Here is a 13,702-nt window from a genome sequence, read left to right on the forward strand (position 1 = left end):
ACTCGTATTTGTCCTAACCATCTTGTTCGAAACATCTATTCCTGTTCCGGAATCACGGGATCTTCCAAGGGGTAATATCCTTCCGGATCATAGTCATCCCAAATATTCCTAAGCGGATCCTCATCGGATATTTCGACTTGGATCATGCCTGCCTCATAATATCCATCCTGCTGCGGGTTCTGTATATGCAGGGGGATATACGACCGGTCTTCGAAAAAGAGTGCTATACTCAGCGTATATTCTCCCGGTAACATATCCTTCAAGGGGACCATCTCATTATGGACAAGGTCCCCGGTTAACCAGGAATGCGTGGCGGCGTGCAGGGGATATTCATAGGAAACCTCCCCCTGCTGTAACTGCACCCATAACTGAAAATCCCGGTATATTCTCGAGCTGCCCTCGTTGACAAACCAGAAACGCAGCGGCAAGCTTCCACGACTATATACCGTTTCCGGATACGTCAGTCTGCGTAAAGTTAGATGATATCCAAGTCCTATATTCAGATTGGAGAGGGCGGCGTGCCAGCGATATGCCTCGCGTCTGGTATGAGGACCGCAAACGTTATCGGTCACATCAAGGACCACCTGGTAACGCTTCCATACCTTCTGCAGCCTATGTATGGCAAAAGCCTCACAGCATTCGATCCAATTCTGCTCACCGCACTTCACCAGCAGGCCAAATCCGCGGCCGCGGTCTCTTACATGTTGAATCAATCTGTCATTCTGCAGTTCGGCTAGCAGCGTCTGCTTCTCAAACGATTCCACATAAGCGTTCCATTCTTCCTTACTGTCAGCTAAGGTTGATATCAGAACGGCTGTTAAGCGTCTGTCGGAGTCGATATAACTCCCGACATTTCGGACCAAGGCCGCAAAACAATCAGGTTCATAACCCTGAACCCAGATCGGCAATTCCGGTACCAGGACAAGAATGGGATTATGGGCCGTACGCAGTGCTTCTTTGATCGCTTCAAGCCTGTATTCACCTCGAACCGGCTCAAGCGCTCTCCAGAAAAAGGAGACGTATTCGAATGGACCCTGGCTTCCATCAAACTCCCGATTCAATAAGGGCTGCGGTCGGATTTTTACGGTTTTATACTTCTCGTAATTTTCAAGCGAGTATTTCCCCATCCTCTTCTCTCCCTTGCAAATGGCTGTCAACGGTGCGATGGAATTGCTCGATGTCTGCATCGGTTATGTACGGCCGGCTGCCAATCTTGTCGATATCCTCCCGCAATACAATCATGCTTAATGTGTTAAAACGGGCTCCCGTCTCCATATACGCCGCAGCTGCTTTTTGCAGGGAGGTTGTATATTCGCCTGGGTTTCGGACCGGGTCTGCCTTCCTGTCCCCAAAGGCTTCATAACGCAGCATGCCGTCCCCTTCCATGGTCGGATAATTATAGAATTGTCGTTGAACGAGGACAATATTGCTTCTTTCATGATCCAGGATAAGCGACAACCTGGTATCATAAAGCCAGCTTGAGCTCCAGAAGCCTTTGATGGGTAACTCCGGAAAGTACTGGTCATAGAATGCGGCAGCCATCTCCATGGAATTCTTCAACCTGTCCGGCGTGTACCCGGGGCCGGATGGAATGTGGAGCGCTAACAGCGTATCCCCTGTTTGAAGTACCGGCTCCCATTCCTTCTTCAGGATCGGCGTCGTTTCTCTTTCAACGAATCCCATGGGATTTATCCGATTAGCGATGACAAACTCGGCATTCTCGTGCCATTCTGAGGTGAAGTTTCCTTGAAGATCATATACATCATTGATTCCGTTCCGTTGTCCATCGCTGCGAAATTCTTCGCCTGCGTGCCGAAGGGCAATAACCTCCTGCGTGTTCACATGACGGAACATGGTGAAAGGATCCTCAAATCGGTAGGGGATAAAATAAAACCGGTCTAACAGAAAGATGGAGCAGGTATAAAAATTCATCACCCATGGAAAATCATGAACCTTGGCATCGCCGTGCTGCACCAGTTTTTCCAATTGAAGTTTCAGGGGCTGTTGAGGGATCTGCTCGTAGTAAGCTTTAGGTATGGAACGCGCCTCCAGCATGTTCATGGAAGGAACAACGCAGGCCAGCAGCAAAAGAAAGGAGTATAATTCTCCATATTGCGCCATGCAACCTGGCGTCATATTCGTATAATGGGTCTCATCACAGCGATTGCGCAAAGTGCACATATCCTCTACTAAAAATTGGGTAAAATGAAATAGTACGTCATCCTTTTCTATCGCCTCAACCCCCTGAACGAGCCATTGGCGGGTAGGTTCAGGAATTTGATACTGCTCAAAGATTCCGGACAAGAACTCCCGCGGGATGAGATGGGGCTTGCCATCCGGTTTATATCGATCATATTTAGCTTCCAACCCTTCTGGCAGGTAATCAAAGTTGCAGATTGCGATACACTCGTTAAACTTCAACAGACTCTCCATTTCCTTGTCTCCCCCGTTCAACTGTTAACTTGCCCATCGGGTAATAACCGTCCTTGTTCCCCTCGATGGCCAGCTGGATATTCCCGATTTCCTTAACCCCGGTTTCGATGCCAATCTCCAAATCATATTCGCCTTCGGACATATTACCGGGTAAACCGAAACCCTCTTCCCACACAATATCTTCGTCCGGCAGCCACTCCCTAATATCCTCTCTGCTGCGCAGCGTATAGGTTTGATCTTGGCCAGTAAGCCTCACAACCAGCGGATAAGGATTATAAATCGGCGCTACTCCTACATTAGCCCACAATGCACTGATTTTTAGCTGACCGCCTGCCTTCACCAACGAATCGTACGTGAGCTTTCTCAATTCAAAGCGGTATCCCATCTTGTTCAGCCAAGCCTTGACCTTCTCTTTCCACGGTTCGGGGACTACCGTTCCTTTATTGTTAAAGGATGAAATATGCCACTTCAGCGTTTCTTGAATGATATAATCTATATCCCAGCCCTGAAGATACCAATCATTCATGTGCCAGCATGCTTCAAATAGAACCGGAGCCTTCTCCCAGGCATCGCCCATCTTGAAATTCTGAATATTCTGGGGATAGAAATCCGTCATATGTGACCACTCATTTCCATGAAAGCCGCCCATATCACCCAAGCAATCGACGCGAAAGCCCACTTTGGCTTTGCGCTCCTTCATGATGCTGATCGACAAGGCATCATGCAGCAATGCTTGGAGAAGGGTTATTTTAAACCCATCCAGGTAGGCATCTGTAATGCGTTTAATGGCCTCCGGCTTTAAAAACTCCGTTCCGCCGCCTTCTCCCCAGGCCCCTACAATCGTCAAATCAACCGAGCTTATGACCGGATGTCCGTCAAACCGTGCGGCAAACGCTTTGATAAAGTCAGACCAATACAACACATAGGGTGTTGTCTCAGGATCTACTCTCCAGAACGGAAAGTCCGGCTCCTCCGGATGTTCCGCACGATACCAGGCGGGTATATCATCCTCTTCGCTTAACGCGTATGGGGAACAGCGAACCACGGCCGTACAGCCTATCGATTTGGCGTAGTCCAGCCTCTCCTCAAGAACTTCCCACCTGTACTCTCCTTGGCGAACTTCCAGGTCCCGCCAGCGCACGCTGCAGAAATACACTTTGCTGTCGGGATGATTGTACGTTCTGCTGTCTTCCGTGAACTTATATTTCTTGTGCTCTTCCCCTCGATTGTCGCAGATCCGATCCAGGTCTCCCATTAACCCTGGTGCTGCCGTAAAACCTATGCCCGGGTTGTTTAGGATGTCTTCTAACATCATGGGGTAAACCGTTACTGCTTTGTTCATGTTTTAATCCGCCCCCCGCCTGCTAAACAAACTCTCCTGTTTTGTTACGTTGTATAACGTAACAAAATGACGTAATATTCGTGGTGTTTCGTGATTTAATGTTATATCATCCCTGCATATCCTTGCAATAATAATTTTGGTTTTTTTAAAATTTGTAGTAACACAGCACGACAGTAACATGTTATGATTGATTTTAATCATGAATGTAGATACACTTGAATAACGTAACGGAATTGCGCAACAAATCACGCAACAAGACGTTTATCAAGTCCATCATTGTTTACCATGTAACATTCCTATAAACTCTAAATGGTGACTATTCGTAACTAAAAAGGAGAATGTGTTTATTTATGAGTACCATTCGGGATGTTGCTAAATTAGCAAATGTATCTACCGCCACCGTATCCAGAGTGTTAAACAATGATACGAAATATAAAATTACGGACGAAACCCGGGAACGGGTGTGGCAGGCTGTTACACAGCTCAACTATAAAATCACTTCAAGTCCCAAGCGGAAAGTTGTAACCACGGAACATTCCGACAGCAAGTCGCACATCAAAATCGGGTGTGTACTAAGCGTTACAAAGGATAAATACAACGATCCTTATTTCATGTCGATCTTATCCGGCGTGGAAGAGCGATTGCTGAGTGCGGGATATAGCATTTCCTTTATTCGGACTGGAATTGAACTGAATGACAGCAAGATTTTATTCCATACATTCAGCGAACCGATTACCGGCCTGATTCTTATGGAATCGTTGAACGGTGAAACCTATGAGTATATACGCAAGCAGGTTCCTTATATCGTGGGGATTGATACCGAACGCGGGGATATCGATAATGTGGGCTATGATCATTACAATGTCGCTTCGATGGCCGTCAACCATCTCATTGACAAAGGTCACACCCGGATTGGATACATCGGGGGGAGCGGATTAACGAATAACCTGAAAGACAGCCGCCGTTATCGAGGCTACTACGCCAGCATGCATGCTGCCGGAATGTCGGTGAATCCCGATTGGGTTATTGATTGCATGTGGGATGAAGCGGTCTGCATTGAAAAAGTGAATCATTTATGCAAAACCCAGAATTGCCCGACCGCTTTCTTTGCAGGCAGCGATCTAATGGCTATGGCCGCCCTCAATGGCTTGTATAACAACGGCATTTCCGTTCCTAATGAAGTAGCTGTCATAGGCTTATCCAATATTGAGGTATCCAAATATTCCAATCCCCCCCTATCAACGATCGACGTACCGACAAAAGAAATCGGCATGGTTGCCGTCGACAATCTGATCGACAGAATAAACGGAAATCTTCTACTGCCTAAGAAGGTGATTTTGCCTACCCGTTTGGTCGTACGCAGTTCTACTTAAGGTAAGGGTCTGGTTCTGGGGATGTATAATGACATGTTCGGAGATCAGCCAACCCGGGGTTGATTTTGCTAATACGGCGTCTTTCAGACGGAGCTTATAAGATCGGTACATGGACAAAAATAACGAAAGCCGCACCCTGATCCGAAACGATGAAAACAGCTATCGGGAATATCCCGATAGCTGTTGTTCGTCTAAAATTCCAATAAAACCGTACACTAACTGAATTCTCGGCAAGTCAGGTAACCGTTCCTGTCCGATTACCAGCTGGACTTCTTCACGCCCGGAATTTGTCCTTTATGGGCCAGTTCACGAAACACAATTCGGGACACGCCGAATTTGCTGATGTAACCTCTTGGTCTGCCGCTGACTGTACATCGATTGTGCAGCCTTGTTGCGGAAGAATCGCGGGGCAGTTTCTGCAGGGCCTCATAATCGCCCTTTTCTTTAAATTCCTTGCGTTTCTGCGCGTATTTAGCAACTATTTTCTGTCTCTTTAGTTCCTTCGCTACTTTGGATTTTTTCGCCATTCGCCATCATTCCTCCATTTATTTAAGTTAAGAAGTTATTTACTACAGCAGGCTTATATTCGTCGCAAGCATCTTGGATATGTCTTCTTTGCAGCGGTTGCCGCTCTATAATCGCTTTTCGTTTCGCTTTCAAGATAATTTGCTCAATATCGGCAAAGCTGCAGCCTTCAAGCTGCTCGCCAACTTCAGTTACAGCTGCCTCATCACATTGAAACTCTCCAATCAGGATTCCGATATATTGCTGCCTCTTCCCATAGTCCGGTAACGAATACGTCATCTTTGTGTCGAATCTGCGCCATATCGCCTGATCCAGATCCTTCTCCAAATTGGTAGCCGCCATAATAATGCTCTTATCCCCAAAGTCATCGAGACATTGCAGTAATGTATTAACGGCACGTGCCATCTCCTTGACTTCATCGTTGTTGTCCCTCGTCCTTGCGATGGCATCGAACTCATCAAGAAACAGTACGCAGGGGAACATGCCTGCATAATCGAATATTTTGCGGATGTTGCTGCCCGTTTCACCCAGGTGGCTATGGATGATCGCGTCCAGACGAACCAGGACAAGCGGAAGCTCCAAAATGTTAGCCATATAGAAAGCCGTTAAGGTTTTTCCGGTTCCAGGGGGGCCGTACAAAACGACTTTGTTAGGAATGGGAACGTGATGCTTCTCAAATTCCTCCCTCATTCCCAAAATCGAAATAAACTCATCCACGATTTTTTGATTAAACTCAGACAATATCAGATGCCTTGCCCTTTTGGCGCAATCACTAGGCGAATAATAGGTTGCCATATCAATTCCCTTGGCCCGGGGAAGACGCGGGCCTGCACTGCTTTTGCTCATTGTCGGCTGCTGCTCCTTCACTGCATGAATCATGGTATTTAAACGGGGTTAGGTGACCCAGATGACCTCTTGCGTATCCATTTCAACTTGTTCCAGCACATCTTCAAAATCCTTGCTGGGCGGAATGGATGATAGGAGAGTCCACTCATTGCCTCTCTGTCTCGCGTACACGCACCATTCATTTTCCTTCAGGCAAAAATGAACCAATTCGGTGGAGTCCCATTTTCGTTGAAGCCAATCAGGTCTTTCTTCCGATAAAATAACGGTCCTCTCATTGAACCGGTAGGTTAAGCGTACCTCCGCTCTTAAATCACCAGGAACCTTTAGATCGATATAAGCTTCAAGAATGGCGCTTATTCTCTTCTTTGTAAAGCTATCCATTGCTGCCTCCTATCGATCCATATTCGTGACTGGATTTACTTTTTATAATTTAATCGTTGCTTAAACCTGTCGACACGCCCGCCGATCTCGGCATTCTTCTGTTTTCCCGTAAAGAAAGGATGCGATGCAGAACTCGAATCCACACGTATGACCGGATAGGTACTACCGTCTTCCCATTCCATCGTTTCCGAAGAACTCTTCGTAGAGGCGCTAAGAAATTTATAACCTACGCTCGCATCCAGAAATATGACTTTCTGAAATGTTGGATGTATTCCTTTTTGCATTGTAATCCTCTTTTCTTTTCGAGTCGCTTGACCCTTTCTTTCATTAATCGTAATAATTACGAATAACTATATGTATGAATATAAAATACATGCGCTAATCTGTCAACCTAATGTCTTGATGGCGTAAATTCAAGTTAAGCGATGGAATGAGGCAGAAATACCGGCGTTCCCGTTACCGGATCGTTTAATACCGTTGCATGGATGCCAAACACCTCTTGCAGCATGGTCTCTGTAAGAACTCGACCTGGAGGACCATCCACCTCAATACCCCCATCCTTAAGAACGACCATTCGATCCGCGTAGCGTGCGGCCTGATTAAGATCATGCAAGACAACGATGATCGTGATGCCTCTTTCTTGGTTCAGCCGTCTCACGAGTTCTAGAATCTCCAATTGATGCCGAACATCCAGGAATGTCGTGGGCTCATCCAGCATTAACAGCGGAGTCGATTGGGCTAAAGCCAAAGCGATCCACGCTCGCTGTCTCTCTCCGCCGGAGAGGGCATCTAGCGGCCTGCCTGCAAATGCATGCATTCCTGTAAGTTCAAGAGCTTCCTCGATCGCAGTATGATCCTGTTTTTTTAACATACGGAGCGGACCTACATGAGGATACCGTCCTTGCTCCACCAATTCTCTGACCGTCATGGCCATCGGTATTTCAGGTGACTGTGGGAGTATGGCCATCTTTCGTGCAAGGGCAATCGTAGATTCTCTTGCAATGGCTTGGCCATCGAGATAAACTCCCCCCTTATGCGGGATGAGCAATCGCGCTATGGTTTTAAGCAACGTCGATTTTCCGGAACCATTCGTTCCCACAAGAGCCGTTACACCGCCTGCTGGAATGGCAATCGACAGTTGTTTAAGGATAAGATTATGATGATATCCGACTTCTAATTGTTTCGCTTCCAGCAAGTTCGTGTCAGACTGTTCTTTCATTCGCTATCCCCTCCTTATTAGATAGAGTGTTTTTATTTCACTCGACTCTTTTGCCTAATGAGATACAGAAAAAAAGGCGCGCCCATAAAGGCGGTAATCGCTCCCACTGGAAGGGATACTTGCGAGCTCAGGCCAAACATTTTCAATTCGAACGATGCCGCCTGAGCCACTACATCCGCACCAAGCAGCAAAACTCCCGTCACCATCGCACTAAAAGGAAACAGCCTTCTTGCATCTTGACCCACCCATTTCCTTGCAATATGGGGGCCGATCAGACCGATAAATCCTACCGCTCCAACGGCAGCAACGGCTACAGCCGTTAGCATGGCAGCGATGATCAGCAATATCCATCTCATCCAGTTAACATGAACGCCTAGACTAGTCGCAGCAGAGTGCCCTAATTGCATGGCATTCGCAGCACCAGCGCTCATTAAGCCAAGAGGAATAATAAATACCGCCCAAGGCCAAAGCATATCCCAATGAACCCAGACTCTACCGTTAAGAGAACCGATCATCCACAGCAAAATGCTGCCGACAGCTTCCGTATGCCTCAGTAAGATCAGCGATGTGCAGGATTGTAATACGCTGCCTACTAAAATGCCGATGAGAGCAAGTCGGCTAATATCTTTTCCCTTACCCAAGCTTAAAGCGTTCACTAATAGAACCGTACCAATACCGCCAACCCATGCCACTAAGGGAATGTAGCTTGAAACTTCCCTTACCCCCTCAGCAAAAGTGATCCAGACGACAATGAATAATACAGACCCTGCTGATACGCCTAGCAATCCTGGTTCTGCGAGTGGATTACGGGTTATGGATTGAAGAATAGCACCCGCCAGTCCAAGCATAGCTCCGGCAGCCAGAGCGATCAGGGTTCTTGGAAGCCGAAGTTCCCATATGATTTGACGATGGTGCTCCTCTACGTGGACGTTCGTTAATGCACGAAGGATATCCTGCGGAGAGATAAACACTTTACCAAAGGCAATATGTATGACACTTAAAATAAAAACCAAGAGAAATGTGATCATCAACCCTATTCTAAATGTTTTCTCATAACGACTGAGGATACGGATTTTTGCTTTCATTGATCAGGCCGCCCTCCCATCTTACGTGCAAACAATCCTATTAAAATAGGTCCCCCGATTAACGTGGTCCAAAGCCCAACCGGTACTTCTCTTGGCATGAATACGGTTCGTGCGAGTATATCGGCACCTGATAATAATAGGGCACCCATTAATGCAGAGAATGGAAGAACGGTCTTGGCGTTATATTCCTGCATCACGCTTCTTACAAGGTGCGGGGCAATCAATGCAATATATCCAATAGGTCCGCACTGGGATACAACCGCTGCAGTCATGGCACAGCTTACAATGAGTAGAAATACACGAATTCGGGTAACGTTAAGTCCTACACCCTCAGCGGCCTCGTTTCCCAAACGCAATATATTCAAGGACCTGACAAAACAGAAAGCTAGCGGAATCGTAATCAAGGCCCACGGGGCCAGATTGGCAACATGATTCCAATTCCGATTAGCCAAATTTCCCATCAGGAAGGTAAACAGCAGGCTCGTGCTATTGGAGGTCCCCATCGTTACGATCCATACCACCAATCCATTCATGATTGCGGTTACGGCTGCACCAATTAAGATAAAATGGATGCTTCCGTGCCTTCCCCCGGCAGCCAGAATGACAATGCCTCCGCCTATACATCCTCCCAGAAGCGCAAACCAGGGCTGCAGCTCATAGGAGATAGGAATGTGAAGTACAGTAATAAGCGCCATGACAAACGAAGCCCCCGAAGAAACGCCTAATAACTCCGGCCCGGCCAATGAATTTTGAAGACCGTCCTGCAAGAGAACGCCGCATAACCCCAGCATGGCCCCCGCAATAGCTCCTACCACCAGACGCGGAAGCCTGACCTCAAACACGGATATCCGCTCAAGTTCAGTTCCCCCATTATAAAAAAGCAGTTGATGTAAACTTGCCCAGGATAGCTCTGGGTAACCATACTTCATCCCAACTGCCAAAACGGCAAGCATCATGGATATTAAAGCAAAAAACAGGGGAAGTCCCCCTATTTTTGCTTTCCTGAACATGGTGAAGGTTTCTCGCAAGGCTACTCCACCGCTTTCTCGTATACATCCGGATACATGATACTCATCGCTTCATCTAAAATAATGCCGAGCGAACGTGTCCCTCTTCCGCTGGCCCATACCGATGTGCGCACTTCATGTACCTGATCATTCTGAACGGAACCCAGTTTGGACCACAGTGGATTTGTTTTGAACTGCTCAGATAAGGGCTTTGCATCGGGACCGAACATAAAGGTCTCTACAAAGAGATAATCCGGATCGTTCTCAAGCACTTTCTCCAACGAATATGCCATGCCCCCAGCTTGATGGCCGCCATCGGCTTCGGGAGCAGGCCACGGATAATCCGTAACTTCCGCCAACATGGACCCAACCAGTGATCCCGCTGTATCAATGCCGAAATTCACATCGGATCCGTACATCGCCAGCGCAGATTGATCCTTCGGACTGTGTTCCTTGTAATAGTTGAATTTGTCCAGGAAGCGCTTCTTCGCTTCCTCGGCTTCCGATGTTCTACCCGTAAGTTTGCCCATATGCTCCAGGAATTCGATCGATTCTTGCACGCTTTTAGGCTGAACGATATAAAGGGGAGCAATGCTGGCTAACCCATCTCGCAATCCTTCGTGCGTCCCTTCCAATCCAATAATAAGTTCCGGTGCTGCGAGAGAAATATCCTCCAAGTTCGGTTCGAAGAAACTTCCTCCGATTTGTCCAAGATTAGCTGCTTCTTCACCATAAAACTCCGGCTCAGGAGCAAGGCCGCCCGCCGTTACAGCCACGGGTTTCAGACCGAGCTCGACCAGAGCATCTACACAAATTTCCGTCAAGCAAGCTACTTTTTCAACAGGAAGCTCCAGTGAAATCTCCGTCCCTGTTATATCCTTGAAAGTTTCTGTTGACGCTTCTTCAACTGTATTTTGAGTAGTCTCACCAGTATGTTGCTCCGTCGAAATTTCAGGAGCAGCTTGCGTTTCTTGACCATTATCTTGAGAACCGCTGCTGCAGCCGGTAATGAAGATGAATAAGATCAAGAAAATGGCTGCTAACCTCTTGTGCATAAATGAATCCCCCTAGAATCGCATCGTTTAATCGTAATAATTACAATTAAGGAGATTCTAACTGGATCTTTTTTACTTGTCAACTAATTCCTGAATCTTTATGTACCGGTGCACACTCAAGGCTTTTGATTGGTAATATTCCCCTCGTTTCCTCTATTCTTCATTCCGGCCCATGCTATAATGGACTCACTATTCAAGCATACGGAACAGGGGCGACTATTTCATGAATTCTCCTAAAACAGTACTGATCATTGAAGATGAGCAGGATATCTCTCGCATCGTGAACGACTATTTGCGTGTTCAGGGATTCAGCACATTCATCACGGAAAATGCCGGCGAAGGATTGCAGGAAGTCCGCAACCGGCAGCCGGATTTTATCATTCTCGATCTGACATTGCCTGATGCTGACGGAATTGAAGTATGCCGCAAGCTCCGTACGTTGACGGCTGCGCCCATTCTTATTTTAAGCGCCCGCAGCAGCGATACGGACAAAGTGCTTGCCCTTGGTTTCGGCGCCGATGATTATATGACCAAGCCTTTCTCGCTCAGTGAACTGGTCGCCCGCGTTCAGGCACATTTGCGCAGAATTGCAGACCCGAAATTCCCGTCAGCCCTACAGCAGCGAGTGCAATTCGGCACCTTTTCGATAGATAGAAATGCCCGCAGGGTCATGGTAGGACAGCAGGAAATTTCGTTATCCGCCAAAGAATTTGATCTGCTTTACTTCCTGGCATCTAACCCGAATCAAGTGTTTACCAAGTCGCAGCTGCTGGATCAGGTCTGGGGGTATTCAGCTTATGTCGAGGATAATACCATCACGGTCTACATTCGGCGGCTCCGCGAGAAGCTGGAACGGGCCGAGGTCAACTCCTCGTATATCAAGACGGTTTGGGGCGTCGGTTATAAATTCAACCCCGATGAGACGGTGTAGCCCCCATGTACTGGAAATCGTGGCAAACAAGAAGGCTCTGGGCAGCCTGCCTATCTATTATGGTTATTTTGCTATCCGTCGTTTGGCTCGTTTGGCCCTCAAACCAGCCCGATTCGCCATCCATTGTCAACCCTATTCGCGTGCTGACAAATACGGTTGTCCATAACCTGGAGAATGAGCATGCCGACTTGCTGCTGGCCGATGCTCCGATTCGGGGGCAATTAACCAGCTGGAGTCAAGAGACAGGGATCGGCCTCAAGGTTGTATTTCCTGACGGAACGATGATCTATGACAGCGAGGATTCATCCGTGCGCCATATTCATCCGCGCTTTGAACTCGACTACACGCTGCGTATTTCTGACAGCGAACCTTCTTATTATCATCTCGCTTTTCCGCTGCTGGACGCCGGCAGCAAGAGCTTTGTGGGCTACGCTCAGTTTGCTGTACCTGCATCTGTCGTAGCCGCAGCCTTCCCCTCCTCAGACTTGCCGCTATATGTGCCATGGGCGCTGCTATCTCTGGCCCTATTGACGCTGCTTTATTTATTCTTCTCCATCGGACGCCGGGTGCAGCGTGATTGGGTTCAGCCTGTTGCCGGGCTCAAGCCTTATGCCGAAGCCATATTGAAAGGCAACTACGAGCAGCGTGCCGAATGGACCAGCGATAACGAGGTCGGGGAGCTCTATGCCGTATTTGATCTCATGCGTGAAGAGATTCGTAATTTACATATGCAGCAAGCCGCGCACAGCCAGTCGCACAAAGAGCTGATTTCCAATCTGTCCCATGACTTAAAAACTCCGCTGGCAACGATCAAAGCCTATATCGATGCAATTCGGGAAGGCATATGCCCGGACCTGCCGAGTGTGATGGCATACCTTGAGGTGGTGCATGCGAATACGAGCAAGATGACCGTGCTCGTAGACGATTTGCTGCTGCACGCGCTGCGTGATCTGGAGCAGATTGCCGTACATCCGATTGAGCAATACAGCGCTCCAACGCTGAAGCCGATCTTGCGGGCGATGGCCCATTATATTCGTACGATGGGCGTACGCTGCCAAGAACCCTCTGCTATTCCCAACGTGCTTGTTGCTATCGATGCCATACGGATCGAGCAAGTTCTGTCCAATCTCGTCACGAACGCACTGAAGCATACAGAGCCCGGGGATACGATTCGCCTCGCTGTTGAAGAACACTCGGAAACATCCTGCCTGCAGATCATCGTCTCCGATACAGGGAGCGGAATTCCCCCGCAGGATATGCCTTTTATTTTTGATCGGTACTACCAAGGCAGCGTTTCACAACGAACTGCCAGCCAACCGACCGAGCGCCACGGGGTCGGACTTGGATTGTCGATTTGCAAGTATATTATGGAAGCGCATGGCGGCACGATCTCTTTTCACAGCCAACAGCGGCAGGGAACGACTTTCTACTTGACTCTGCCCCTCAGCTGACCCCTGTCATACTTTATTTATAATTTGATAACAAATGTGCAAGAATCGTTCTCT

At 47.8% G+C, this 13,702-nt stretch carries 14 protein-coding genes; 3 read left to right on the forward strand and 11 right to left on the reverse strand.

Going from position 1 to position 13,702, the window contains the following annotated elements:
- Positions 1-35: 35 nt before the first annotated feature.
- From ACPV3A_RS03830 to ACPV3A_RS03840, 3 genes are read right to left on the reverse strand one after another with little or no spacing between them, the layout of a single operon-like run.
- Complete coding sequence (locus ACPV3A_RS03830; protein ID WP_426198204.1) at positions 36-1,127, reverse strand: DUF4832 domain-containing protein; 1,092 nt, start codon at positions 1,125-1,127, stop codon at positions 36-38.
- A complete protein-coding gene (locus ACPV3A_RS03835) occupies positions 1,108-2,433 on the reverse strand; it encodes an acyltransferase domain-containing protein (protein WP_194544072.1) in 1,326 nt (441 codons plus the stop codon). Before ACPV3A_RS03835 ends, ACPV3A_RS03830 begins: the two co-directional genes overlap by 20 nt.
- Positions 2,411-3,775 (reverse strand): DUF4832 domain-containing protein, encoded by a 1,365-nt coding sequence (locus ACPV3A_RS03840; protein ID WP_426198205.1) that lies wholly within the window; start codon positions 3,773-3,775, stop codon positions 2,411-2,413. Before ACPV3A_RS03840 ends, ACPV3A_RS03835 begins: the two co-directional genes overlap by 23 nt.
- 350 nt (positions 3,776-4,125) lie before the next feature.
- On the opposite strand from ACPV3A_RS03840, the gene ACPV3A_RS03845 reads away from it, so the two are divergent.
- A complete protein-coding gene (locus tag ACPV3A_RS03845) occupies positions 4,126-5,148 on the forward strand; it encodes a LacI family DNA-binding transcriptional regulator (RefSeq protein ID WP_426198206.1) in 1,023 nt (340 codons plus the stop codon).
- 257 nt (positions 5,149-5,405) lie between these two features.
- On the opposite strand, the gene rpsN is transcribed toward ACPV3A_RS03845, so the two are convergent.
- From rpsN to ACPV3A_RS03885, 8 genes are all read right to left on the reverse strand, one after another.
- Entirely contained in the window at positions 5,406-5,675 is a 270-nt protein-coding gene (gene rpsN / locus ACPV3A_RS03850) for a 30S ribosomal protein S14 (protein ID WP_426198207.1), read from the reverse strand.
- A 22-nt stretch (positions 5,676-5,697) separates the two neighbouring features.
- The gene (locus ACPV3A_RS03855; protein ID WP_426198208.1) at positions 5,698-6,519 is read right to left on the reverse strand and encodes an AAA family ATPase; all 822 of its coding nucleotides are present in this window, start codon (positions 6,517-6,519) and stop codon (positions 5,698-5,700) included.
- Positions 6,520-6,567: 48 nt separating this feature from the next.
- Entirely contained in the window at positions 6,568-6,900 is a 333-nt protein-coding gene (locus ACPV3A_RS03860) for a DUF3024 domain-containing protein (protein WP_426198209.1), read from the reverse strand.
- Positions 6,901-6,935: 35 nt separating this feature from the next.
- Positions 6,936-7,184: a type B 50S ribosomal protein L31 gene (locus tag ACPV3A_RS03865; RefSeq protein WP_426198210.1), complete on the reverse strand. Its 249-nt coding sequence runs from the start codon at positions 7,182-7,184 to the stop codon at positions 6,936-6,938.
- A gap of 134 nt (positions 7,185-7,318) precedes the next feature.
- Complete coding sequence (locus tag ACPV3A_RS03870; RefSeq protein ID WP_426198211.1) at positions 7,319-8,119, reverse strand: ABC transporter ATP-binding protein; 801 nt, start codon at positions 8,117-8,119, stop codon at positions 7,319-7,321.
- 32 nt (positions 8,120-8,151) lie between these two features.
- Positions 8,152-9,204 carry a FecCD family ABC transporter permease gene (locus ACPV3A_RS03875; RefSeq protein WP_426198212.1) on the reverse strand — a complete coding sequence of 351 codons (1,053 nt, stop codon included), beginning with the start codon at positions 9,202-9,204 and terminating at the stop codon, positions 8,152-8,154.
- Complete coding sequence (locus tag ACPV3A_RS03880; RefSeq protein WP_426198213.1) at positions 9,201-10,214, reverse strand: FecCD family ABC transporter permease; 1,014 nt, start codon at positions 10,212-10,214, stop codon at positions 9,201-9,203. Before ACPV3A_RS03880 ends, ACPV3A_RS03875 begins: the two co-directional genes overlap by 4 nt.
- Positions 10,215-10,234: 20 nt before the next feature.
- Positions 10,235-11,266: an ABC transporter substrate-binding protein gene (locus ACPV3A_RS03885; RefSeq protein ID WP_426198214.1), complete on the reverse strand. Its 1,032-nt coding sequence runs from the start codon at positions 11,264-11,266 to the stop codon at positions 10,235-10,237.
- A 223-nt stretch (positions 11,267-11,489) separates the two neighbouring features.
- Here ACPV3A_RS03885 and ACPV3A_RS03890 point away from each other — a divergent pair, with 223 nt between their 5' ends.
- On the forward strand, positions 11,490-12,197 hold the full coding sequence (locus tag ACPV3A_RS03890; RefSeq protein ID WP_426198215.1) for a response regulator transcription factor: 708 nt from the start codon (positions 11,490-11,492) through the stop codon (positions 12,195-12,197).
- 5 nt (positions 12,198-12,202) lie between these two features.
- Positions 12,203-13,648, forward strand: coding sequence for a HAMP domain-containing sensor histidine kinase (locus ACPV3A_RS03895; protein ID WP_426198216.1), 1,446 nt, complete (start codon positions 12,203-12,205; stop codon positions 13,646-13,648).
- Positions 13,649-13,702: the final 54 nt, after the last annotated feature.

This window comes from Paenibacillus sp. Dod16 (assembly GCF_049893405.1).
In the GTDB taxonomy this organism is placed as follows: Bacteria; Bacillota; Bacilli; order Paenibacillales; family Paenibacillaceae; genus Paenibacillus_AQ.

Excerpts from the sequence above, each read along its gene's own strand:
- ACPV3A_RS03830 (WP_426198204.1), bottom strand. The coding sequence starts at position 1,127 with ATGGGGAAATACTCGCTTGAAAATTACGAGAAGTATAAAACCGTAAAA.
- ACPV3A_RS03835 (WP_194544072.1), bottom strand. The coding sequence starts at position 2,433 with ATGGAGAGTCTGTTGAAGTTTAACGAGTGTATCGCAATCTGCAACTTT.
- ACPV3A_RS03840 (WP_426198205.1), bottom strand. The coding sequence starts at position 3,775 with ATGAACAAAGCAGTAACGGTTTACCCCATGATGTTAGAAGACATCCTA.
- ACPV3A_RS03845 (WP_426198206.1), top strand. The coding sequence starts at position 4,126 with ATGAGTACCATTCGGGATGTTGCTAAATTAGCAAATGTATCTACCGCC.
- rpsN (WP_426198207.1), bottom strand. The coding sequence starts at position 5,675 with ATGGCGAAAAAATCCAAAGTAGCGAAGGAACTAAAGAGACAGAAAATA.
- ACPV3A_RS03855 (WP_426198208.1), bottom strand. The coding sequence starts at position 6,519 with ATGAGCAAAAGCAGTGCAGGCCCGCGTCTTCCCCGGGCCAAGGGAATT.
- ACPV3A_RS03860 (WP_426198209.1), bottom strand. The coding sequence starts at position 6,900 with ATGGATAGCTTTACAAAGAAGAGAATAAGCGCCATTCTTGAAGCTTAT.
- ACPV3A_RS03865 (WP_426198210.1), bottom strand. The coding sequence starts at position 7,184 with ATGCAAAAAGGAATACATCCAACATTTCAGAAAGTCATATTTCTGGAT.
- ACPV3A_RS03870 (WP_426198211.1), bottom strand. The coding sequence starts at position 8,119 with ATGAAAGAACAGTCTGACACGAACTTGCTGGAAGCGAAACAATTAGAA.
- ACPV3A_RS03875 (WP_426198212.1), bottom strand. The coding sequence starts at position 9,204 with ATGAAAGCAAAAATCCGTATCCTCAGTCGTTATGAGAAAACATTTAGA.
- ACPV3A_RS03880 (WP_426198213.1), bottom strand. The coding sequence starts at position 10,214 with ATGTTCAGGAAAGCAAAAATAGGGGGACTTCCCCTGTTTTTTGCTTTA.
- ACPV3A_RS03885 (WP_426198214.1), bottom strand. The coding sequence starts at position 11,266 with ATGCACAAGAGGTTAGCAGCCATTTTCTTGATCTTATTCATCTTCATT.
- ACPV3A_RS03890 (WP_426198215.1), top strand. The coding sequence starts at position 11,490 with ATGAATTCTCCTAAAACAGTACTGATCATTGAAGATGAGCAGGATATC.
- ACPV3A_RS03895 (WP_426198216.1), top strand. The coding sequence starts at position 12,203 with ATGTACTGGAAATCGTGGCAAACAAGAAGGCTCTGGGCAGCCTGCCTA.